A 21,326-nucleotide genomic window follows, 5' to 3' on the forward strand; every position below is an offset into this window, starting at 1 on the left:
GCCAATGCCACGTTCTACCGCTATCGCAGGCAAGCCAGCTCCCACCTTTGACCGAGTTCCAACCTTGGAATGCAGGCTAATGTGGGAGCGGGCTTGCCCGCGAAGAGGCCAGTGCAATCACGGCACCTACTCCGGCCAATACCACGTTCTACCGCTATCGCAGGCAATCCAGCTCCCACCTTTGACCGAGTTCCAACCTTGGAATGCAGGCTAATGTGGGAGCGGGCTTGCCCGCGAAGAGGCCGGTGCAATCACCACTTATTCCGGCCAATGCCACGTTCTACCGCTATCGCAGGCAAGCCAGCTCCCACCCTTGACCGAGTTCGAACCTTGGAATGCAGGCTAATGTGGGAGCGGGCTTGCCCGCGAAGAGGCCAGTGCAGTCACTGCACCTACTCCGGCCAATGCCACGCCGGCGCATCCAGCATCCCTTGCCCCACAATCCGCGTCTCGCCCATCACCTTCTCCAACACAATCGAATTACACCCTTCATCCTGTTGCAACGCTGCGATCAACCGGCTGGCATGCGACACCACCCACACCTGGCAATGCTGGGACGCCTGGATAATCAAACGCGCCAACGCCGGCAACAAATCCGGGTGCAGGCTGGTTTCCGGCTCGTTCAGTACCATCATGGTCGGCGGCCGAGGCGTGAGCAGCGCCGCGATCAACAATAGATAACGCAAGGTGCCGTCCGACAACTCCGCCGCCGACAAGGGCCGCAGCAAGCCTTCCTGATAAAACTCAATCGCAAAGCGCCCGCCCTGCAACGGCTGGATATTCAGGCGTGCGCCGGGGAATGCATCGCTGACCGCACGCTGTAAGGCCTCTAGGTCGCCGATTTCGCGGATGGTCTGCAACGCCGCCGCCAAATCGCGCCCGTCGTGATGCAACACCGGCGTGCGCGTGCCCAATTGTGGTTGGCGAACGGGCGCGTCCACGTCGCTGCGAAAGTGATCATAAAAGCGCCAGCCGCGAATGCTTTCGCGCAGCAACAACACCTCCGGCGAGCCGCGCAGGCTGCCGACCTGATCAAACAGGCTGTGGTAATCGGGTGTGTGCTGGGCCAGTACATCCCAGTTGCGCCCCTCACGTGCCCGAACCATCGGCCCGGAGCGCTGCACCAGCAAGCTGGCGGGGCGATAGAGGTGGCCGGCCCAGATGCATTCTTTTTTTATTTCGGGGTCCAGGGAGAAATAACTGATACCGGGTGACGGCAACCCCATGGAGATGGCGTAGCTGAAATCCTCCCCGGCAAATCCCAGGCGCAGACGCTTCACGTTCTGGCGGGTGGTGGCTTGTACGGCGACTTCGCCCTCACGCATGCGTCGGCTGATGGTTTCCGGCCCGGCCCAGAAGGTTGAATCCAGCCCGCCTTCACGGGCCAGCGCATTGATGACGCCGCCCTGGGCGGTTTCCGCCAGCAGGCGCAAGGCGCGGTACAGGTTGGACTTGCCGCTGCCATTGGGGCCGGTGACCAGGTTCAGCCGGTCCAGGGGCACCACCAATTTATTGATCGAGCGGTAATTGGCCACCGCCAGGGTTTTCAACATAGGTATTCAGTCGACGTGGGAACCATTGGAGTATGGGATCCTCCATGCAGATAAGGAACCCTGATCTAAGCTCACAGTCGCATACACACTGGCAAGTCGGCATCACGCAAAAGGAGCCTGCATGGGCGGTCGCACTTCGATAGTTTTACTCAGCCTTGGCCTCTTGGCGCTGCTGAGCGGCTGTGGTCAGGAAAAGGCCGAGCCCAAGGAGCATTCGCGGGTTTTTGTGCAGACGGTGCAGCCGGCGGATTTCGCCGCGGCAGTCACCCTGACCGGCGATATCCAGGCCCGTGTGCAAACCGATTTGTCCTTTCGCGTGGGTGGCAAAATCATCCAGCGCATGGTCGACGTGGGTGACCGTGTGACCGCCAAGCAAGTGCTGGCCAAGCTCGATCCCAAGGACCAGCAGACCAACGTCGATTCCGCTCAGGCCCAGGTTGTGGCCGAGCAGGCCCGCGTCAAGCAAACCGCCGCCGCCTTCGTTCGCCAGGAAAAACTGCTGCCCAAGGGCTACACCAGCCGCAGCGAATACGACGCCGCCCAAGCCGCGCTGCGCAGCAGCCAAAGCGCCCTGGCCGCCGCGCAAGCCCAGCTCGCCAACGCCCGTGAACAACTCGGTTATACCTCGCTGATCGCCGATGCGCCCGGTGTGATTACCGCGCGCCAGGCGGAAGTCGGCCAGGTCGTGCAGGCCACCGTGCCGATTTTCAGCCTGGCCACCGATGGCGATCGCGATGCGGTGTTCAATGTCTATGAGTCGCTGCTGGTAGAGCCGCCGCCGGATGCACCGATCACGGTCAGCCTGCTGGATAACCCGAACATCAAGGCCGTGGGCAAGGTTCGCGAGGTCACGCCGGCGGTGGCGGCCAATACCGGCACCGTGCAAGTCAAAATCGCCCTGCAATCGCTGCCCAAGGGCATGCAGTTGGGCTCGGTGGTCAGCGCCACCGCCAATGGCCCGGCCAAGGCCAGCATCGAGCTGCCGTGGTCGGCCTTGACCAAAGACCTCAACGAACCCGCCGTGTGGCTGATCGACGGTGACGGCAAGGCGCAGTTGCACAAGGTCAGCGTGGCGCGTTACCTCACCGGCAAAGTGATTATTGGCGACGGGCTCAAAGGCGGCGAAAAAGTCGTGGTGGCCGGCGGACAATTGTTGCACCCCGGCATGCTGGTCGAGATCGCCCAGCAAGGAGCCCAGCCATGAAGCGCCTGACGGCTCTGCTCGCCGCCAGCCTGTTGGTGGCCGCCTGCTCCAAGAAAGAACCGCCGCCCGAGCCCGTGCGCCCGGTGTTGTCGATGGAAGTCAAAGCCGAAGACCAGGAAAACCTCGGCCGCTTCGCCGGCACCATCCAGGCCCGCTATGAAAGTAACCTGGGCTTTCGCGTACCCGGCCGTATCGCCCGCCGCGCGGTGGACGTGGGCGCCGAAGTGGAGAAGGGCGCCTTGCTCGCCGTGCTCGATCCCACCGATCAGCAAAACCAATTGCGCGCCGCCCAAGGCGACCTCGCCCGCGTGCAGGCGCAGTTCATCAACGCCCAGGCCAACGCCCGCCGTCAGCAGGAATTGTTCAACCGTGGTGTCGGCGCCCAGGCTCAACTGGACGTGGCCCAGACCGACCTGAAAACCACCCAGGCCACCCTCGACCAGGCCAAGGCTTCGGTCAACCAGGCCAAGGACCAGCTCAACTACGCCGAACTGCGCACCGACCACGCCGGTATCGTCACCGCCTGGAACGCCGAGGCTGGCCAGGTCGTCAGCGCCGGCCAGCAAGTGGTGACCCTCGCGCGCCCGGACATCAAGGAGGCGGTAATCGACCTGCCGGCCGGCCTGGCTGAGCGCCTGCCCACCGATGTGGTGTTTGTGGTCGCAGGCCAACTCGACCCGAGCGTCAACACCACCGCCATCGTGCGTGAAATCGAGCCTCAGGCCCAAAGCGCCACGCGCACCCGTCGTGCGCGATTGACCCTGACCGAAACACCGCCAGCCTTCCGCCTGGGCACCGCTATCAGCGTGACCTTGAGCACCGCCGTCGCACCCCGTATCCAACTGCCGGTGAGCGCCTTGCAGGAAGTTGACGGCAAGACCCGCATCTGGCTGCTCGACACCCACAGCCAGACCGTGCAGCCGCGTGACGTCACGGTGGTCAGCCGCGATGCCGACAGCGCCGTGCTCAATGGCGGCGTCAAACCCGGCGAACGCATCGTCACCGCTGGCGTGAACAGCCTGAAACCCGGGCAAAAAGTCAAAATCGACGAGGACAGCCCGCGATGAAAGGGAGCTTCAACTTATCCGACTGGGCCCTCAAGCATCAGTCCTTCGTCTGGTACCTGATGTTCGTCGCGCTGCTGATGGGCGTGTTCTCCTACATGAACCTTGGCCGCGAGGAAGACCCCTCGTTCACCATCAAAACCATGGTGATCCAGACCCGCTGGCCGGGCGCGACCCAGGAAGAAACCCTCAAGCAGGTCACTGACCGCATCGAGAAAAAACTCGAAGAACTCGACTCCCTCGACTACGTGAAAAGCTACACGCGGCCGGGCGAGTCCACGGTGTTCGTGTTCCTCAAAGACACCACCAGCGCCAAGGCGATTCCGGATATCTGGTACCAGGTGCGCAAGAAGATCGATGACATTCGCGGCACCTTCCCCCAAGGCTTGCAGGGGCCGTCGTTCAACGATGAGTTCGGTGACGTGTTCGGTTCGGTCTACGCGTTTACCGGTGATGGCCTGTCGATGCGCCAGCTGCGTGATTACGTAGAGCAAGTGCGCGCCGAGATCCGCTCGGTGCCCGGCCTGGGCAAGGTCGAGATGATCGGCCAGCAGGACGAAGTGATCTACCTGAATTTTTCCACGCGCAAACTGGCAGCGTTGGGGATTGACCAGCGCCAGGTCGTACAAAGCCTGCAGTCGCAGAACGCGGTGACCCCGGCCGGGGTGATCGAGGCCGGGCCGGAGCGGATTTCGGTGCGCACCTCGGGGCAATTTGCCTCCGAAAAGGACCTGGCCAACGTCAACCTGCGCCTCAATGACCGTTTCTACCGTTTGGCCGACATTGCCGACATCAGCCGTGGCTATGTCGACCCGGCGCGGCCGATGTTCCGTTTCAATGGCCAGCCGGCGATTGGCTTGGCCATCGCCATGCAGAAGGGCGGCAATATCCAGTCATTCGGCAAGGCCCTGCACACGCGCATGGATGAGTTGACGGCTGACCTGCCGGTGGGCGTGGGCGTGCACAAAGTCTCCGACCAGGCGGAAGTGGTGGAAGAGGCCGTCGGCGGCTTTACCAGCGCGCTGTTTGAAGCCGTCATCATCGTGCTGGTGGTGAGCTTTATCAGCCTTGGCATGCGTGCCGGGTTGGTGGTGGCGTGCTCGATTCCGTTGGTGCTGGCGCTGGTGTTCGTGTTCATGGAATACAGCGGCATCACCATGCAGCGCGTGTCGCTGGGCGCGTTGATCATCGCCCTTGGCCTGTTGGTGGACGACGCGATGATCACCGTGGAGATGATGATCACGCGCCTGGAAAAAGGCGAAACCAAGGAACAGGCGGCGACCTACGCCTATACCTCGACCGCGTTCCCGATGCTCACCGGCACGCTGGTGACCGTCGCCGGCTTTGTGCCTATCGGCCTCAACGCCAGCTCGGCGGGCGAGTACACCTTCACGCTGTTTGCGGTGATTGCCGTGGCGATGCTGGTGTCGTGGGTGGTGGCGGTGCTGTTTGCGCCGGTGATTGGCGTGCATATCCTCAGCGCCAACGTTAAACCCGAAAACAAAGAGCCGGGGCGCATCGGTCGCGCGTTCAATGGCGGCATGCTCTGGGCCATGCGCAACCGCTGGTGGGCCATCGGCATCACCGTAGGGCTGTTTGCGGCGTCGGTGTTCTCCATGCAGTTTGTGCAGAACCAGTTTTTCCCGTCATCGGACCGTCCGGAAATTCTCGTCGACCTTAACCTGCCGCAAAACGCCTCGATCAACGAAACGCGCAAGGCGGTCGACCGCCTTGAGGCGATCATCAAGGACGATCCGGATATCGCGCGCTGGAGCACCTATATCGGCCAGGGCGCAATTCGTTTCTACCTGCCCCTCGACCAGCAGTTGGAAAACCCCTACTACGCGCAGTTGGTGATCGTCAGCAAAGGCCTGGAAGAGCGCGGCGCGTTGATTGCGCGCCTGCAAAAACGCCTGCGCGATGACTTTGTCGGCATCGGCAGCTATGTGCAGCCACTGGAAATGGGCCCGCCGGTTGGGCGGCCGATCCAGTATCGCGTGTCTGGCAAGGACACCGACCAGGTGCGCAAGCACGCCATTGAACTGGCGACCTTGCTGGATAAAAACACTCACCTGGGCGAGATCATTTACGACTGGAACGAGCCGGGCAAAGTGCTGCGCGTGGACATTGCCCAGGACAAGGCGCGGCAATTGGGGCTGTCGTCGGAAGACGTGGCGCAGTTGATGAACAGCGTGGTCAGCGGTGCTTCGGTGACCCAAGTGCACGACGATATCTACCTGATCAACGTGGTCGGCCGCGCCGAAGATGCCGAACGCGGCACCCCGGAAACCTTGCAGAACCTGCAGATTGTCACGCCCAACGGCACCTCGATTCCGTTGCTGGCCTTCGCCACCGTGCGGTATGAGCTGGAACAGCCGCTGGTGTGGCGTCGCGACCGCAAGCCAACCATCACCGTCAAGGCTTCGGTGCGTGATGAGATGCAACCGACCGACCTGGTCAAGCAACTCAAGCCCGAAATCGACACGTTCAGCGCCGGCCTGCCGGTGGGCTACAAAGTCGCCACCGGCGGCACCGTCGAAGAGAGCGGCAAGGCCCAAGGCCCTATCGCCAAAGTGGTGCCGTTGATGCTGTTCCTGATGGCCACGTTCCTGATGATCCAGCTGCACAGCGTGCAGAAGATGTTCCTGGTGGCCAGTGTCGCGCCGCTCGGGCTGATCGGCGTGGTGCTGGCGCTGATCCCCACGGGCACGCCCATGGGCTTTGTGGCGATCCTCGGCATCCTCGCGCTGATCGGCATCATCATCCGTAACTCGGTGATTCTGGTGACGCAGATCGATGCGTATGAACGCGACGGCTACACGCCGTGGGATGCCGTGGTGGAAGCCACAGAGCACCGGCGCCGTCCCATCCTGCTGACCGCTGCGGCAGCCAGCCTGGGCATGATCCCGATTGCGCGGGAAGTGTTCTGGGGGCCGATGGCCTACGCGATGATTGGCGGGATCATCATCGCCACCTTGCTGACGCTGTTGTTCCTGCCAGCGCTTTATGTGGCCTGGTACAAGATTCGCGAGCCGAAAAAAGAACAGGCCTGACCCTCGGCGCCTTCCTGCAAGGATGTGGGAAGGCTCCTGGAAACACTTTCCCTACATTCGTCTGGCAGTAAGTGTTTTACCCTCCGGGCCTGTTTGCGTTTTGGAAGGCCCGTGTCATGCGCCGTTTAGTGCTGATTTTTTGCCTGTTGCTGTCTCCCCGACTTTTCGCTGGCACCGTGCTGGAAAACGCCCTCTGGCGGGTCGAACTCGACCCCGCCACGCTGGCGCTGCGCGTCACCCCGGCGGGCGAGGCCGCAGTGCAGGCCTCAAGCGGTGTGGCGGCGCACGCGGTCACCGATGTGCAGGCCGATACCGGGCAAGCCACTTGGCAGTGGGACAGCGGCGCCTTCCACCTGACCGCGCGCCTTGAGCAGCGCGACCTTGAACTGACCATCAACGCACGCGAGCCGGGCCAATTGGCGCTGTTGCGCCAACCCGCCGAGGCCATGGGCAAAGGCTTGATCTGGCCCTTGGCCGAAGGGCATTACGTGCCGGCGGGTAACACCCTCTGGCAGGCGTTTTTGCTGGAACAGGGCGAGGTCAACACCACCCAGGATCTGAGCCTACCGCTATGGGGCGTGGACCATGGGCGCTTTACGCTCAATTGGTTGCTGACCAACCCCTATAACAATCGCCTGGCGTGGCAGGCCGATGGCAACGGTCTGGCGCTGTTGGCATCCCATGAATTCACCGCACTGCAACCCACCGCGCCGATGACGCTGCGCCTGCACCTGGGCGATGCCGACCCGCTGGCCGGGGCCAAGCGCTATCGCCAATGGCGGGTGGAGCAGGGCCGTTATGAACCGCTTGCGGACAAACTGCGTCAGACCCCCGAGGCTGAAAAGCTGCTGGGTGCCAGCCACGTCTATCTGTGGGGCAATGACCTGTTAGGGCCCCAGGATGTGCGCGACTGGCCGCTGCTGGTGAAGGTGCTGCGCGGCCACGAACTCAAGGGCTTGCTGGACAAAGAGACCACGCAGGTGCTGACGCAGGCTGGCACGTTGGATCGCTACCAAAAGACGGTTTTGCTGCGTGGGCTCAACGCGGCGATCAACAAAAAGGCCCGGCAAACCTGGCAGGCCAGCGACGAGCCGAACATGCGCCAACTTGCCGAGGGGTATGGCGCACTCCGGCATGAACTGGCCACGGCATTTGCCGGCGCCTTGACCGACAGCCCTGCCACTTGGGGCAGCACCCTGTCGGCCAAGACCCTGAAGTCGCTGCAAGACGCGGGGCTCCAGCGGCTGCTGCTGACGTTGGGCGAAGGTTGGGAAGGCGGCCTCTGGCACCCCGAAGCGATTCAGGCGGGGGTCAACGCGGGCTACTTGATGGCGCCCTACGACTCCTATGAAACCGCACTGTCCATCACCGAAAACCCGGACTGGACCACCGCGCACCTGGGCACCAAGGCTTATCGCAACTGCGCCATCGTGTTGAAGGACGGCAAGCTCAAGACCGGCTTCCAGCAATCGGGCCATTACACCGACCCGCGCTGCGTGCGGCCGTTACTGGAAGCGCGGGTGAAAGCGGTGCAAGCCAAAGCCGGTTTTAACGCCTGGTTCCTGGATGCCTACGCCACCAGCATGGTTTTCGACAGTTACCGTGACGGCGCGCCAATGACCCAGGCGCAAAACGCTGAAGGCAATATCGACGCGTCGCGTTGGCTCAACACCGTGCTCAAACTGCCCTCCGGCTCCGAAGACGGCAATGCGGTGACAGCCCAAGGCATTCTGTTTGCCCACGGCATGCAGACGCCAGTGATTGGCTGGGGTGATCGCGAGATGACCCAAGACAAGCAATCGCCTTACTACGTAGGTAACTGGTACCCGCCGGAGCAACCGACGGTCTTCTTCAAGCCCGTGCCGCTCAACGAGCCGTTTCGCAGCGTGTATTTCGACCCGACGATGCGCCTGCCGTTGTATCAGGCGGTGTTCCACGGCTCGGTGATCACCACGCATCATTGGTTGTTCGACAGTTTGAAGCTGAGCAATGTGCGGGCTGAAAATGAGTTGACCCAGCTGCTCTACAACGTGCCGCCGCTGTATCACTTGAGTGCGGCGACGCTTAAGCAGCGGATACCGTTGATACAGCGCCAGGACCGGTTTTTTCGGCCGTTGCATCAACGCCTGGCGACTCAGGCGATGACAGGGTTTCGCTGGTTGACGGCCGACAAACAGGTGCAGGAAACCACGTTTGCCGATGGCACGCGGTTGGTGGCGAATTTCTCGGCTGAGGAAAACCAGGGCTATGCCGGGCGCAGTGTGACGGCGTTGGTAGAGGGTGAAAAACCTAGGGTGTATCAGGTGGATTAGCTTTGCCGGTAAGGCCTCATCGCAGGCAAGCCAGCTCCCACAGTTGAAATGCATTCCAAATGTGGGAGCTGGCTTGCCTGCGATAGGACCGGGCCAGACGACGAAAATCTACAGTTTGCGCCACACACTCGCCAACCAAGGCTGCTGTTCCCTCGGCAACCCGGCCGGTCGGTAGTAATGCTCCAGCTCCACAAACCCGGCCGCCGCCAGCAGACCCTGCCAGGTTTCAAGGTCGTGATAAGACCCATAGCGAGGCCCGTTCCAGCCTTCCAGGTTTTCACCGCGCGGGTTGGAACTGAACAGCACGCCACCAGGCTTCAGCGCCCCACGTAACTGCTTGAGCACCCGTGGCAGCTCCTGCTTGGGAATATGGAACAACACCGCATTGGCAAACACCCCGTCGAAGCGTTCGGTCGGCAGGTCCAGCTTGAGAAAGTCCTGCTGCAGCACTTCACAGCCACTGTCCTCGCGGGCCATTTGCGCAAACCGTTCGCAGCCATCGAGCCCCACGGCGATATGACCCATGCGCGTAAATGTCTGCAGATCACGCCCCGGCCCGCAGCCGAAATCCAGCACGGTAAACGGCGCTGTACCCTGGATATGGCGCAGCAGCGCGTCGATGTTCTGGCTGACATCGTGATCGCGGGTGCCCTCACGGAAGTCCTCGGCCACCTTGTTGTAGTGGCCGAGGGTGATGGAGGTGATCTGGTTGAGGTCGTCGGGCTTGAGGGTCATGGCGGGGAATACCGGGCGCTGAGATCGCCCGACTATACCTCACCGCTTGTTCAGCACCCGAGCCAGGCGATCGCCGCCCAACTGAATCACCGCGACGAGAATCACCAGCAACACAATCACGGTGAGCATGATCTGCGTATCGAAACGCTGATAGCCGTAGCGGTAGGCAATGTCACCCAGGCCGCCTGCGCCGATGGCGCCCGCCATGGCTGACGAGTTGATCATGGTCACCAGCGTGATCGTGAACCCGCCCACAATCCCCGGCAGCGCCTCTGGCAACAGCACGTGCCAGATGATGTGCCAGCGGCGGCAGCCCATGGCCTGCGCGGCTTCGATCAAACCGTGGTCCACTTCGCGCAGGCTCACCTCGGCGATCCGCGCGAAAAACGGCGTGGCGGCGATGGTCAAAGGGACAACGGCCGCCCACACACCATAGGTGGTGCCGACAATCAGCCGGGTAAACGGGATCAGCGCCACCATCAGGATCAGAAACGGAATGGAGCGGAACAGATTGACGAACGCGCCGAGCACGCGGTTCAGCGCCGGTGCCTGGTAGATGCCGCCCTTGTCGCTGGTGACCAGAAACACCGCCAGCGGAATACCCACCAACAGCGCGATCAACGACGACACGCCCACCATCAATAGGGTGTCGATGGCGCCCTGCAATAAACGATCAAACCACATAGCCCAGCACCTCCACCTGTTGCGCCCAACGCCCGGCCAGGGTGCGCAGTGCTTGTGCGTTGTGCGGCGAGCCATTCACCGCCAACAGTAATTGCCCCAAGGCATGCCCCTGAATGCGTTCCACGCCGCCTTGCAGCAAGCGCACGCGCCCGCCAAGGGCGCTGAACAGCGCGGCCAGGTCGGGTTCGTCGGTATCGCTGCCGGTGAACTGCAAACGCAGCACCAACGCGGCGTCGGCCGATGTCTGGGTGAGTTGCAGGCGGTTTTGCAGTTCTTCCGGCAGCCCGTGTTGCAGCGGCGCCAGCAGGGTTTTGCTGACCTCATGCTGCGGGTTGCCGAATACTTGCCACACTGGGCCTTGCTCTACGATTCGACCGTGCTCAAGCACCACCACGCGGTCGCAGATTTCACGGATCACCGCCATCTCGTGGGTGATCAACACGATGGTCAGGCCCAGGCGTTTGTTGATTTCGCGCAGCAGGCCGAGGATCGACTGAGTGGTTTCCGGGTCGAGGGCCGAGGTGGCTTCGTCGCACAGCAGAATCTGTGGGTCGTGCACCAGCGAACGGGCAATGCCGACACGCTGTTTCTGCCCGCCGGACAGCTGCGCGGGATAAGCCTTGTGCTTGTCCTGCAAACCCACCAGCTCCAGCAGCTCATGCACCTTTTGCTCGCGCTGCAGCTTGGGCACGCCGGCGACCTTCAGCGGCAGCTCGACGTTCTGCCACACCGTTTTGGCCGACATCAGGTTGAAGTGCTGGAAGATCATGCCGATGCGCCGACGCAACGCGACCAGGCGGTCTTCGTCGTACTCGCCGATGTCCACCTGATCGATCAGCACGCGCCCGCTGCTGGGTTGCTCCAGGCGGTTGATGGTGCGGATCAGCGAGGATTTGCCGGCGCCGCTGCGGCCGATGATGCCGAATACCTCACCGCGCTGGATCGCCAGGTCAATGCCTTGTAAGGCATGCACGCTGCCGTCATAGGTTTTGCCCAGGTTGATAAACCGCACATGGGCGCGGTTCAAATCCGGGTGCAGTTCTGTCTGCTCGGCGTCCCTGGGCGCGGTGCCCAGGTCGCGCAGTTGGGCGTTGGCGGCGGTCATTTTTTATCTTCCCAGCCGACTTGGTAGAGCTTGCCGAGGGATTTATCCAGCGCGGCGCGTACCACCGGCGAGTGCTGGTAGATGTCGACGAACTTGATCACGCGCGGGTCGGTTTTGCTTTTGGGCTGGACCACAAACTGGATCACGTATTCCGGGTGATCGAGGCCGTCGAACAGCAGCGCCGACTCCGCATCGAAGGTCTTGGACAGACGGATGTAGGCCGGGTAACCCTGCACCAGGTCGGCGTCGTCATAGGCGCGCACCAGCTGCACGGCTTCCACTTGCAGGATCTTGATCTTCTTCGGGTTGGCGATGATGTCTTCTTCGGAGGCCTTGTAACCCACGCCCGGCTTGAGCGTGATCAGCCCGGCCTTGGCCAGCAGTTGCAGGCCGCGACCGCTGTTGATCGGGTCGTTGGCGATCGCCACGCTGGCGCCCTGAGGCAGGTCGTTGAAGCTTTTGTACTTCTTCGAATACAGGCCAACGTTATTGATGATGCCCGGCGCATACGGCACCAGGTCGAACCCGGCGGCAGCCTTGGCGTTTTCCAGGAACGGAATGTGCTGGAAGTAGTTCACGTCGATGTCGCCGGCGGCGAGGCTGACGTTGGGCGCGATCCAGTCGGTGAACTCCACCAGTTCGACCTTCAGGCCTTGCTTGTCGGCTTCGGCGACGGCGGCTTCCAGGGGAATCGCGAAGGCGGCGGTGGTGCCGACTTTCAGCGGTGCATCGGCGGCGAATACCGCTGAGCTGAATAAGCCGAGGGCCAGGGCCAGTGCTTTGACTGGGTGGGTGAGCAGGGTCTTTTTCATAATCGATTTCCAGTCATAAGGTGTGAGTGCAAACAATTCGGTCAACTGTGGGAGCTGGCTTGCCTGCGATAGCGGTGGGCCAGCAAAAAAAATGTGCCTGACAGACCGCCATCGCAGGCAAGCCAGCTCCCACAGTTTTGGTTCAGTGTCGGTAGGTGGAACCGGTGTGTTGTTCGGGTAAGCGCGCGGAGCCATGGAAGACTTTTTCGCGCAAGGTGCCGGCTTCATAAGCCGTCTTGTACGACCCACGCTTCTGCAACTCCGGCACCACCAGATCAATGAAGTCCACATAGCTTTCCGGCGTGACAATGCGCGTCAGGTTGAAGCCATCCAGCCCGGTTTCGCTGATCCACGATTCCAGCTCGTCAGCGACCTGTTCCGGTGAGCCGACCAAGGTGATGTAGCGCCCGCCGAGGGCGTGCTGCTCGAGCAATTTGCGCCGCGTCCAATCGTTGCTTTGCAGGTTCTTGGTGGCCGACTGAATCGCGTTGCTCTTCACGTACTGGATCGGTTCATCGATTTCGTATTGAGCAAAGTCGATTGCCGTAGAGGCCGAGAAGTGCGCCACACCGGCTTCCGGGCTGGCATAGCTCACGTACTCGGCGTGCTTGGCCCAGGCCAGTTCTTCGGTGGCGCCCACGATCACGTTGAGGCCCATGAACACCTTGATGTCCTCCGGGTTGCGCCCCGCCTGGGCCGCACTGGCGCGCACCTTGTCCACCTGGACCTTGGTGGCGGCCTTGTTCTGCCCGCTGATGAATACGCACTCGGCATGACGCCCGGCGAACAGCAAGCCGCGCTCCGAGCTGCCGGCCTGGAACAGCACCGGCGTGCGTTGCGGCGACGGCTCGCAAAGGTGATAACCCTCGACCTGATAGAACTCGCCGTGGTGCTCAACCTTGTGCACCTTGCCGGGCTGCGCATAGACCCGTTGCTGTGGATCGTTGATGACCGCGTCGTCTTCCCAGCTGCCTTCCCAGAGTTTGTACAGCACTTGCAGGTATTCATCGGCCTGGTCATAGCGCCGGTCATGCTCGACCTGTTCGGTCAGGCCCATGGCCTTGGCGGCGCTGTCGAGGTAGCCGGTGACGATGTTCCAGCCGACCCGGCCACGGCTCAGGTGGTCGAGGGTGGACATGCGTCGGGCGAACAGATACGGCGGCTCGTAGGTGAGGTTGGCGGTGAGGCCGAAGCCGAGGTTTTGGGTGACGGCCGCCATGGCCGAGACCAGCAGCAACGGGTCGTTGACCGGCAGCTGGATCGACTCTTTGAGCGGCACGTCGATGGAGTGCTGGTAGACGTCGTACACGCCGACAATGTCGGCGATGAACAAACCGTCGAACAACCCGCGCTCCAGGGTCTGCGCCAGGTCGGTCCAGTATTGGAGGGTTTTGTACTGCGTCGAGGTGTCCCGTGGATGCGTCCACAGGCCGTGGTTGATGTGCCCGATGCAGTTCATGTTGAAGGCATTGAGCAGGATTTTTTTCTTGGCCATCAGATGGTCCCCCGCAGTGGCGGGTTTTCATCGTTGAGGTAGTAATTGCCCACCGCATGGTACTTCCAGCGCACCGGGTCGTGCAGGGTGTGCACGCGGGCGTTGCGCCAGTGGCGGTCAAGGCCGTGTTCGGCCAGGGTCGCCTGGCTGCCGGCCAGTTCGAACAAGGTGCTGCCGGCGGCCAGGGAAATTTCAGTGCTCAAGGCGCGCACTTCGGCGACGGCGATGGACGCTGCTGCGACGGTTTCGGCAGTGCTGTCGGCCTGGGCGCGGTCGAGGAACTCACCGGAGCGTTCCAGCAATGCCTCGGCGGCGTGCAGGCGGATGCTCAGGTGGCCGAAGCTTTTCAAGGTGAGCGGGTCTTCAGTGGCCTTGTCGTTGCCGGAGTCGATCCACGGCCGGGTCTTGGTGCGCACAAAATGCAGCGCATCCTCGAAGGCGGCGCGGGCGATGCCGGTGTCGATGGCGGCGTGAAGGATCTGCGCCAGCGGGCCGACTGTGGTCGGGCGCTCGAAAGCGCTCTGAAACGGGACCACATCCTGTGCGGCAACCCACACGTTGTCGAACACCACGGAGCCGCTGCCGGTAGTGCGCTGGCCGAAGCCGCTCCAGTCGTCGATGACCGTCAGGCCTTCGCTGTCGCGCGGCACAAATGCCAGTTGCTGCACGCCGTGTTCATCCACCACCGAGGTGGGGATGCGTTGCGCGTAGATGGCGCCGGTGGAGTAGAACTTGCGGCCGGTGATACGAAAACCGTCGCCGTCGCGGGTGATTTGGGTCACCCGGTCGTGGGCAGTTTTGGTACCCAGCTCCGCCAAGGCGTTGCCGAAACGTTGGCCCGCGAGCACCTCGGCGTACAGGCGTTTTTGCTGCGCCGGGCTGCCATTCACGCGCAGCACTTCCAGGGCATAAAAATGGTTTTGCGGGATCTGGCCCAGCGAGGCGTCCGCCTGGGCAATCAGCGCAATGACCTTGGCCAGGGTGACGTTGGACACACCCGCGCCGCCGTGTTCCTTCGGCACGCTGATGCCCCACAGGCCGGAGCGCGAAAACACATCCAGCTCGGGCAGGGGCAGGCGGCGTTCGCGGTCGCGCTGGGCACTGTCGCGACCCAAGTCTTCGGCCAGGTCGCTGGCGACAATAAGGGCTTGTTCGTCGCTGGTGATAACCGCGACGTTTGTAGAGAAAGTCATGATGTTCTCCAGATGTCTGGTCGGTCAGATCCAGGAATGACGAGCCGGCAACGTGCCGTTCAGGCGATAGGCGCCGATGGCGTGATATTTCCAGCGCACCGGGTCGTGCAGGGTGTGCACGCGGGCGTTGCGCCAATGACGGTCGAGGTTGAATTCAGCGAGGGTGGCGCGACTGCCGGCCAGCTCGAAGAGCTTTTCGCTGACCTGCAGCGACACTTCGGTGGTCAGCACTTTCGCTTCGGCCACGGCAATCGACGCGCGCGCGGCGGATTGCGCGGTGATCGGCGCAGCGCTGACCTCGTCCAGTACCTTGCCGGCCTTGCGCAGCAGTGCCTCGGCGGCATGCAGTTCGATGTTCAGCTTGCCGATATCGGCGATCACATACAGGTCATCGCTGGCGCGTTCGACCTTGGCGTCGATCCATGGGCGCGAGCGTTCACGCACGAAGGCGATGGTGTCATCCAGAGCGCCGCGGGCGATGCCGGCGTCGATGGCCGCCTGGATCAATTGCGAGACGGCGCCCTGGATGTTCGGGCTTTCGCCGATGCGCCAGTTCTCTATCACCAGCTCGGCGTCCACCGGTACCCGGTCAAGCAGCACGGTGCCGCTGGCGGTGGTGCGTTGGCCGAAGCCCGACCAATCGTCAACGATGCGCAGCCCTTGCGTGCCACGGCGCACAAAGGCCATGACTTGTTTGCCGTCATCGTTCAACGCCTTCACCGCCACCCAATGGGCAAACAGCGCGCCGGTGGAGTAGAACTTCTGGCCGCTGACCACGTAGCCATCGCCTTGGGCGGTGAGCCGCGCTTTGAGTTCCAGGGTGTTTTTGGTGCCGCGTTCCGGGCCGCCATTACCGATGCGCCAGCCGTCGAGGACGCTCTGGAACAGCTGTTTTTTCTGGCGTTCGGTGGCAGCGCCCTGCAGCAGATGCAGGATGCCGAAGTGGTTCTGCGGGATCTGCCCGAGGGCCGGGTCTGCCGCGCTGATGATCGCGAACACCTCGGCCAGGGTCACGAACGATACCTGTGGGCCACCGTATTCACGGGGAATGGAAATACTGCCGAGCCCGCTGCGGGTGAACTGCTCAAGCTGCGCCCAGGGCAGCTTGCGCTGCTGGTCGCGCTTGGCCGCTTGCAGGCGCGCGGCCTGAGCCAGTTCGTGGGCTGCGCTCAACGCTTGCGCGTCGTCGCGCAGCACAGCCGCCGGCAACAGCAGTGGGGCTACGTCCAGATCACTCTGGGGGGGTGTTAGAGCCAAGTTAGACATCAGCGCCGCTCCTTGGCTGCACGTAATGCCCTGGCGTTATGCACCGGGGTAATTCTGACCATACCGACCTCGCATTCAATGAAATAAAAACAGAAAAATCAGAGATGTCCGGTGGTCCGGTGCATATACCCTAAGCGTGTTAAATCTTTAAATAAACTAACTTTTAGGAATATGCATAGAAGGTCTGTTACCCAGGTTCGCAGGGAGAACCGGGCTGACGTGGTTGGTAGGTCGACGTGGCCCCGGCCGGGCGGGCCGGCGCCTGCGACGAGCAGGCGGCGATGTTCAACGTGCGCGCGGGTGCCCAGCGCGAATTATTGCCGACGCGGTCCAGAATGCAGTACGTCACGTCCAGCCGGCAGTCGTCGCCCGCTTCGACAATCACCGCAGAGGGCACCCACACCTGCACCGTCAGACCGACGTCTTTGCTCTGGATCGTCGGCAGGTCCAGACGCACGTCGCCCCAACGCAGGGTGATGGCGTCGCCGGTGGCCATATGCGCGTACGGCTCGATGCTCAGCGGAATGCCGCGTCGCACCTGACTACCGTTGATGCCGTAGCGGCGGATCATGTCGGGCAGGCTGACGGGCGCAAGGTTCTGGTTTTCGTCACTGAACCGAGGCGACGGCTGGCCGCCGGGTGGGCAGGTCTTGACCCGCACGTGCGTGACCGCCGAACGGGCCGGGCCGTGGCCGATCTGCATGACCTGATAGTGAATCTGCGCCGAACCATCCTGCACAAAGCTTTGCGGGATGCGCAGGCGGGTGGATGTGCCGATTCTGCACGCGCTCACGCGCCGGGAGTCGGCAAAGCAGTTGTTCCAGAACAGCTCGATCAGGTCGCCTTCCTCCATGCCGGGGTAGGGGGCGATATCCACCTGCAGTTGGGCGGCGGCGAGGGCGTTGATACCGTATCGATTAGCCTGGGGCAATGTCGGGGCGGTAAGCATGGCCGAGGGTGCAGTGCGCGTCATAAGTCATCTCCTTGATGCAGCCAGCAGCAATCGTTCCGGCGCCCGTGGCGCGAGTGTGCGCCGGGTGCCGAAAGGAACGATTCAGTGAATAGCCGGGATAGGATCCAATCCTCTGGGCCCTAGATAAGAGGGTTGGCCGGCGGGCGTCAATGGCGGCAAAGGGCTAAACGGCGGGTTGGAGCAGATTCAGAAAGAGCTGACGAGGCAGGGGATTTTAAGGTGGGTGCGGCGGTGCGTTTTATTCGTTATCGCGAGGATTTTATGTAGGAACGCGCTTAGGTGGGCGCTGGCTTGCCTGCGATAGCATCGCTGCGGTGTGACTGACACACCGAGGTGCCTGCATCGCAGGCAAGCCAGCGCCCACCTAGGTTTTTCGGGGTGTCAGTGGGCCAGAAACTTGCTCAGGAACTGCTTGGTGCGTTCTTCCTTGGGGTTGGCAAACAGCGCCTTGGCCTCGCCCTGTTCGACGATCACGCCCTTGTCGAAGAAGATCACCCGGTTGGCCACATCCCGGGCGAAGCTCATTTCGTGGGTGACGATGACCATGGTGCGGTTTTCTTCGGCCAGGCTGCGGATGGTCGCCAGTACTTCACCAACCAGCTCCGGGTCGAGTGCCGAGGTGGGTTCGTCAAACAGAATCACCTCCGGCTCCATGGCCAATGCACGGGCGATTGCTACGCGCTGTTGCTGGCCACCGGACAAGCGCCGCGGGTAAGACCCTTCCTTGCCCGCCAGACCGACCCTGGCCAGCAGCGTGCGGCCCAGTTCGGTGGCTGCTTCGCGAGGCATCTTCTTGACCACCATCGGGCCTTCGATGACGTTTTCCAGCGCGGTGCGGTGTGGGAACAGGTTGAAGTTCTGGAACACAAAACCCACGTGCTGGCGCAAGCGTCGCACCAGGCCTTGTTGCTGGTTGAGCGGCTTGCTGCTGTCGATCTCGATGTCACCCACCTTGATGCGACCGCTGGTGGGTTCTTCGAGGAAGTTCAGGCAGCGCAGGAAGGTGGTCTTGCCGGAACCACTGGGGCCAATGATGGCGACAACTTCGCCTTCCTTGACCTCAAGGTCGATCCCGTTGAGTACCACCTGACCCTTGAATTGTTTGGTCAGTTTTTCAACCACGATCATGCTTCAAGACTCCAGGTCATGCCGGTTGACCCGGTCTTCCAGGCGGTTCTGAAAATGCGCCAGGATGCTCGCCAGGATCCAGTAGATCAGGGCAGCGGAGAGGTACATGGTGAAGATTTCGAAGGTGCGCGCAGACACCAATTGGGCCTGGCGGAACAGCTCGGGCACCTGGATGGTAGCGGCCAGCGCCGTGTCTTTTACCAGCGAAATAAAGCTGTTGCCCAATGGCGGCAAGGCCGTGCGCATGGCCTGCGGCAGGATGGCCCGGCGCAGGGTCTGCGCGCGGGTCATGCCGATACTGGCTGCAGCTTCCCATTGGCCGCGTTCGATGGAGCTGATGGCGGCGCGCAGGATTTCACAGGCGTAAGCCGCCATGTTCAGCGAAAAGCCAATCATGGCGGCCGGGATCGGGTCCAGCTCGATGCCCACTTGCGGTAAGCCGTAGTAGATCAGGAACAGCTGCACCAGCAAGGGCGTGCCGCGAAAGAACGACACGTAGACGCGGGCGATCCAACTGACCAACTTGAAGCGCGACAAACGCATCAAGGCCAGGCCAAAGCCCAGCAGCAAGCCGAAAAACATCCCGCCGAGGCTAAGAATCACCGTGTAGTACGCGCCCTTGAGCAGAAAGGGCGCGGAGTCCAGCGCGAGTTGGAAACCTGCTTCCATTATTGAGTGACGTCAGCGTTGAAGTATTTCTCGGACAGCTTCTTCAAGGTGCCGTCGGCACGCAGTTTGTCGAGGGCCTTGTTCACGGCGTCGAGCAGTTCAGGCTCGCCTTTGCGCAGGGCAATGCCGGCTTCCTGACGGGAGAAAGCATCACCGGCGGCAGCAGTGTCCGGGGCTTTCTTGGCGTATTCCAGCGCGGCCAGACGGTCGATCAGGATGGCGTCGATGCGCCCGATCCGCAGGTCCTGGAACTTGGTAGGGTCATCGTTATAGGTCTTGATGATGGCTTTGGGTTGGTTGTCCTTGAGCCATTGTTCGTAGTTGGTGCCCAGGCCTACGCCGACTTTTTTGCCGGCCAGGTCGTCGGCGGTTTTGATGGCGTCGACGTTTTTCTTCAGCACCAGCGCCTGGATACCGGAAACGGTGTAAGGCTTGGAGAAGTCGTACTTCTTCTTGCGCTCTTCGGAGATGGTCACTTGGTTGACCACGGCGTCCAGGCGCTTGGATTCCAGGGCCGCGAGGATGCCGTCCCACGGTGTGGCTTGCAGCTTGACCTTGACGCCCAGCTCTTTGGCCAGCGCTTCGGACAGCTCGACTTCGAAACCGCTGAGCTTGCCGCTTTCATCGACGAAGCTGAACGGCGGGTAGGTGCCTTCCAGGCCGATCTTGATCTCGCCGGCCTTCTTGATGGTGTCCAGCTGCTCACCAGCGATGGCCTGGCCCATCAGACCAGCCCCGAGTGCCAAGCCCAATGTGCCAACCAGCAACGTGCGACGGAATACAGAAATAGTCATGAACAGCCCCTGTGTTTTTTATGTTGAGCGAAGCAGGTGACGCAGTAGTCGTATCCTGCCTTAAAGCGCGAAGCGCGTCTTCGCCTTCGGCGCGACTATAAAGCCAGTTTTTAAGACTTGAAAATAATATAAATCTAATTTGTTATGCGTTTTTAGAATATGCAATCAATCCAATGTGGGAGCGGGCTTGCCCGCGATAGCGGTGTATGAGCCAACATTTTTGTAGCTGCCTGACCGCTATCGCAGGCAAGCCAGCTCCCACATTTTGATCCGTGTTTATTCAGTTAAACACGGAGTCATACGCAAACAACGCCGGCGCTCCGCCGGTGTGCAGGAAAATAATCGGCCCGTCCTCAAACCGCTGGCGACCGATGCCATCGAGCAAGCCGGCCATGGCCTTGCCCGTATACACCGGGTCCAGCAGAAGGCCTTCCTGGCTTGCCAGTAACTTGACCGCGGCCAGGGTGCCGGCGTTCGGTTCGCCGTAGCGCGGGCCGAAATATTCGTCCCACAGGATCACTTTGAATGCGTCGGGCACGCCCACGCCGAGCAACTCGGCGGTGCGTTCGGCCAGGCTCTGCACTTTCGGGAACTGAGCTTGCTCGGTGCGCGACACGGTAATGCCCACCACCGGCAAATTTGGCAGCACTTCGCTCAACGCCAGGGCGAGGCCACTGTGGGTGCCCGCACTGCCGGAGGCGAGTACCACGGCGGCGAACTCAATGCCGCTGGCTTCGATCTGCCCGGCTAGCTCCAGCCCGGCGCGCACGTAACCCAGCGCCCCGAGTGCATTCGAACCGCCGATCGGCACCAGGTAGGGCTTTTTGCCGTTGCTGCGCAGGCGATCGGCGAGGGCATTGAGTTGGTCGTCAACGTTGTCGAGGTTCTCGACCCGTTCTACTTTGGCGTCAAACAGCTCCAGCAACAGGCGATTGCCGTTGCCCAGGTAGTTCGGGTCTTCGGTGCCGGTCGGGTTCTCCAGCAGTGCCACGCAACCCAGGCCCAACTTGGCGGCCAGCGCAGCAGTCTGGCGCACATGGTTGGACTGGATCGCGCCGGCGGTCACCAGGGTGTCGGCGCCTTGAGCGAGGGCATCGGCAGCCAGGTATTCGAGTTTGCGCAGCTTGTTGCCGCCCATGGCCAGTGGCGTGGTGTCATCGCGCTTGACGTAAATGTCCCTGCCCAGCCAGGTCGACAGCCGCTCGAGTTTTTCCAGGGCAGTGACACCGCCCAGCAGGTCCAGGCGGTTAAAACGGTCGAGCTGTTGTTTGATCATGGCGACGCAC

The 21,326-nt window shown here is 61.9% G+C and carries 17 protein-coding genes; 4 read left to right on the top strand and 13 right to left on the bottom strand.

What is annotated here, in order from left to right; genetic code table 11:
- Positions 1-392 precede the first annotated feature (392 nt).
- On the bottom strand, positions 393-1,553 hold the full coding sequence (locus ABWL43_RS01090; protein ID WP_404486306.1) for an AAA family ATPase: 1,161 nt from the start codon (positions 1,551-1,553) through the stop codon (positions 393-395).
- A gap of 121 nt (positions 1,554-1,674) precedes the next feature.
- Between ABWL43_RS01090 and ABWL43_RS01095 the strand changes: the two genes are divergently transcribed.
- The 4 genes from ABWL43_RS01095 (at position 1,675) to ABWL43_RS01110 (ending at position 9,186) form a co-directional block, all read left to right on the top strand.
- Positions 1,675-2,757, top strand: coding sequence for an efflux RND transporter periplasmic adaptor subunit (locus ABWL43_RS01095; RefSeq protein WP_404486308.1), 1,083 nt, complete (start codon positions 1,675-1,677; stop codon positions 2,755-2,757).
- Positions 2,754-3,824 (top strand): efflux RND transporter periplasmic adaptor subunit, encoded by a 1,071-nt coding sequence (locus tag ABWL43_RS01100; RefSeq protein WP_404486309.1) that lies wholly within the window; start codon positions 2,754-2,756, stop codon positions 3,822-3,824. The genes ABWL43_RS01095 and ABWL43_RS01100 overlap by 4 nt, the downstream gene beginning before the upstream one ends.
- Positions 3,821-6,874, top strand: a complete 3,054-nt coding sequence (locus ABWL43_RS01105) for an efflux RND transporter permease subunit (protein ID WP_369301797.1) — start codon at positions 3,821-3,823, stop codon at positions 6,872-6,874. The genes ABWL43_RS01100 and ABWL43_RS01105 overlap by 4 nt, the downstream gene beginning before the upstream one ends.
- Positions 6,875-6,990: 116 nt before the next feature.
- Positions 6,991-9,186: a glycoside hydrolase gene (locus ABWL43_RS01110; RefSeq protein ID WP_404486311.1), complete on the top strand. Its 2,196-nt coding sequence runs from the start codon at positions 6,991-6,993 to the stop codon at positions 9,184-9,186.
- A 108-nt stretch (positions 9,187-9,294) separates the two neighbouring features.
- Here ABWL43_RS01110 and ABWL43_RS01115 read toward each other — a convergent pair whose 3' ends face one another.
- The 12 genes from ABWL43_RS01115 to ABWL43_RS01170 all read right to left on the bottom strand — a co-directional run bounded on the left by ABWL43_RS01115 (position 9,295) and on the right by ABWL43_RS01170 (position 21,316).
- Positions 9,295-9,921: a class I SAM-dependent methyltransferase gene (locus tag ABWL43_RS01115; RefSeq protein WP_404486313.1), complete on the bottom strand. Its 627-nt coding sequence runs from the start codon at positions 9,919-9,921 to the stop codon at positions 9,295-9,297.
- Between the two features lie 39 nt (positions 9,922-9,960).
- Positions 9,961-10,605, bottom strand: coding sequence for a methionine ABC transporter permease (locus ABWL43_RS01120; protein ID WP_071482532.1), 645 nt, complete (start codon positions 10,603-10,605; stop codon positions 9,961-9,963).
- A complete protein-coding gene (locus tag ABWL43_RS01125; RefSeq protein WP_404486315.1) occupies positions 10,595-11,710 on the bottom strand; it encodes a methionine ABC transporter ATP-binding protein in 1,116 nt (371 codons plus the stop codon). The genes ABWL43_RS01120 and ABWL43_RS01125 overlap by 11 nt, the downstream gene beginning before the upstream one ends.
- A complete protein-coding gene (locus ABWL43_RS01130; RefSeq protein WP_404486317.1) occupies positions 11,707-12,522 on the bottom strand; it encodes a MetQ/NlpA family ABC transporter substrate-binding protein in 816 nt (271 codons plus the stop codon). The genes ABWL43_RS01125 and ABWL43_RS01130 overlap by 4 nt, the downstream gene beginning before the upstream one ends.
- Positions 12,523-12,664: 142 nt before the next feature.
- On the bottom strand, positions 12,665-14,017 hold the full coding sequence (locus tag ABWL43_RS01135; RefSeq protein ID WP_404486319.1) for an LLM class flavin-dependent oxidoreductase: 1,353 nt from the start codon (positions 14,015-14,017) through the stop codon (positions 12,665-12,667).
- Positions 14,017-15,210, bottom strand: a complete 1,194-nt coding sequence (locus tag ABWL43_RS01140) for an SfnB family sulfur acquisition oxidoreductase (RefSeq protein ID WP_404486321.1) — start codon at positions 15,208-15,210, stop codon at positions 14,017-14,019. Before ABWL43_RS01140 ends, ABWL43_RS01135 begins: the two co-directional genes overlap by 1 nt.
- A 24-nt stretch (positions 15,211-15,234) precedes the next feature.
- The gene (locus ABWL43_RS01145) at positions 15,235-16,476 is read right to left on the bottom strand and encodes an SfnB family sulfur acquisition oxidoreductase (protein ID WP_242201416.1); all 1,242 of its coding nucleotides are present in this window, start codon (positions 16,474-16,476) and stop codon (positions 15,235-15,237) included.
- Between the two features lie 187 nt (positions 16,477-16,663).
- Positions 16,664-17,449, bottom strand: coding sequence for a hypothetical protein (locus tag ABWL43_RS01150; RefSeq protein ID WP_404486323.1), 786 nt, complete (start codon positions 17,447-17,449; stop codon positions 16,664-16,666).
- 381 nt (positions 17,450-17,830) lie between these two features.
- The gene (gene tcyN, locus ABWL43_RS01155; RefSeq protein ID WP_262208138.1) at positions 17,831-18,577 is read right to left on the bottom strand and encodes an L-cystine ABC transporter ATP-binding protein TcyN; all 747 of its coding nucleotides are present in this window, start codon (positions 18,575-18,577) and stop codon (positions 17,831-17,833) included.
- Between the two features lie 3 nt (positions 18,578-18,580).
- The gene (tcyL, locus tag ABWL43_RS01160; protein WP_106577395.1) at positions 18,581-19,246 is read right to left on the bottom strand and encodes a cystine ABC transporter permease; all 666 of its coding nucleotides are present in this window, start codon (positions 19,244-19,246) and stop codon (positions 18,581-18,583) included.
- On the bottom strand, positions 19,246-20,040 hold the full coding sequence (gene tcyJ / locus ABWL43_RS01165; RefSeq protein ID WP_145159776.1) for a cystine ABC transporter substrate-binding protein: 795 nt from the start codon (positions 20,038-20,040) through the stop codon (positions 19,246-19,248). The genes tcyL and tcyJ overlap by 1 nt, the downstream gene beginning before the upstream one ends.
- Positions 20,041-20,320: 280 nt before the next feature.
- On the bottom strand, positions 20,321-21,316 hold the full coding sequence (locus ABWL43_RS01170) for a D-cysteine desulfhydrase (protein ID WP_404486326.1): 996 nt from the start codon (positions 21,314-21,316) through the stop codon (positions 20,321-20,323).
- Between the last annotated feature and the right edge of the window lie 10 nt (positions 21,317-21,326).

The organism is Pseudomonas sp. HT11, from assembly GCF_044875395.1.
Lineage (GTDB): Bacteria > Pseudomonadota > Gammaproteobacteria > Pseudomonadales > Pseudomonadaceae > Aquipseudomonas.

Bases quoted from the DNA above. Each gene is read 5' to 3' on its own strand.
- ABWL43_RS01090 (WP_404486306.1), bottom strand. From the start codon at position 1,553: ATGTTGAAAACCCTGGCGGTGGCCAATTACCGCTCGATCAATAAATTG.
- ABWL43_RS01095 (WP_404486308.1), top strand. From the start codon at position 1,675: ATGGGCGGTCGCACTTCGATAGTTTTACTCAGCCTTGGCCTCTTGGCG.
- ABWL43_RS01100 (WP_404486309.1), top strand. From the start codon at position 2,754: ATGAAGCGCCTGACGGCTCTGCTCGCCGCCAGCCTGTTGGTGGCCGCC.
- ABWL43_RS01105 (WP_369301797.1), top strand. From the start codon at position 3,821: ATGAAAGGGAGCTTCAACTTATCCGACTGGGCCCTCAAGCATCAGTCC.
- ABWL43_RS01110 (WP_404486311.1), top strand. From the start codon at position 6,991: ATGCGCCGTTTAGTGCTGATTTTTTGCCTGTTGCTGTCTCCCCGACTT.
- ABWL43_RS01115 (WP_404486313.1), bottom strand. From the start codon at position 9,921: ATGACCCTCAAGCCCGACGACCTCAACCAGATCACCTCCATCACCCTC.
- ABWL43_RS01120 (WP_071482532.1), bottom strand. From the start codon at position 10,605: ATGTGGTTTGATCGTTTATTGCAGGGCGCCATCGACACCCTATTGATG.
- ABWL43_RS01125 (WP_404486315.1), bottom strand. From the start codon at position 11,710: ATGACCGCCGCCAACGCCCAACTGCGCGACCTGGGCACCGCGCCCAGG.
- ABWL43_RS01130 (WP_404486317.1), bottom strand. From the start codon at position 12,522: ATGAAAAAGACCCTGCTCACCCACCCAGTCAAAGCACTGGCCCTGGCC.
- ABWL43_RS01135 (WP_404486319.1), bottom strand. From the start codon at position 14,017: ATGGCCAAGAAAAAAATCCTGCTCAATGCCTTCAACATGAACTGCATC.
- ABWL43_RS01140 (WP_404486321.1), bottom strand. From the start codon at position 15,210: ATGACTTTCTCTACAAACGTCGCGGTTATCACCAGCGACGAACAAGCC.
- ABWL43_RS01145 (WP_242201416.1), bottom strand. From the start codon at position 16,476: ATGTCTAACTTGGCTCTAACACCCCCCCAGAGTGATCTGGACGTAGCC.
- ABWL43_RS01150 (WP_404486323.1), bottom strand. From the start codon at position 17,449: ATGACGCGCACTGCACCCTCGGCCATGCTTACCGCCCCGACATTGCCC.
- tcyN (WP_262208138.1), bottom strand. From the start codon at position 18,577: ATGATCGTGGTTGAAAAACTGACCAAACAATTCAAGGGTCAGGTGGTA.
- tcyL (WP_106577395.1), bottom strand. From the start codon at position 19,246: ATGGAAGCAGGTTTCCAACTCGCGCTGGACTCCGCGCCCTTTCTGCTC.
- tcyJ (WP_145159776.1), bottom strand. From the start codon at position 20,040: ATGACTATTTCTGTATTCCGTCGCACGTTGCTGGTTGGCACATTGGGC.
- ABWL43_RS01170 (WP_404486326.1), bottom strand. From the start codon at position 21,316: ATGATCAAACAACAGCTCGACCGTTTTAACCGCCTGGACCTGCTGGGC.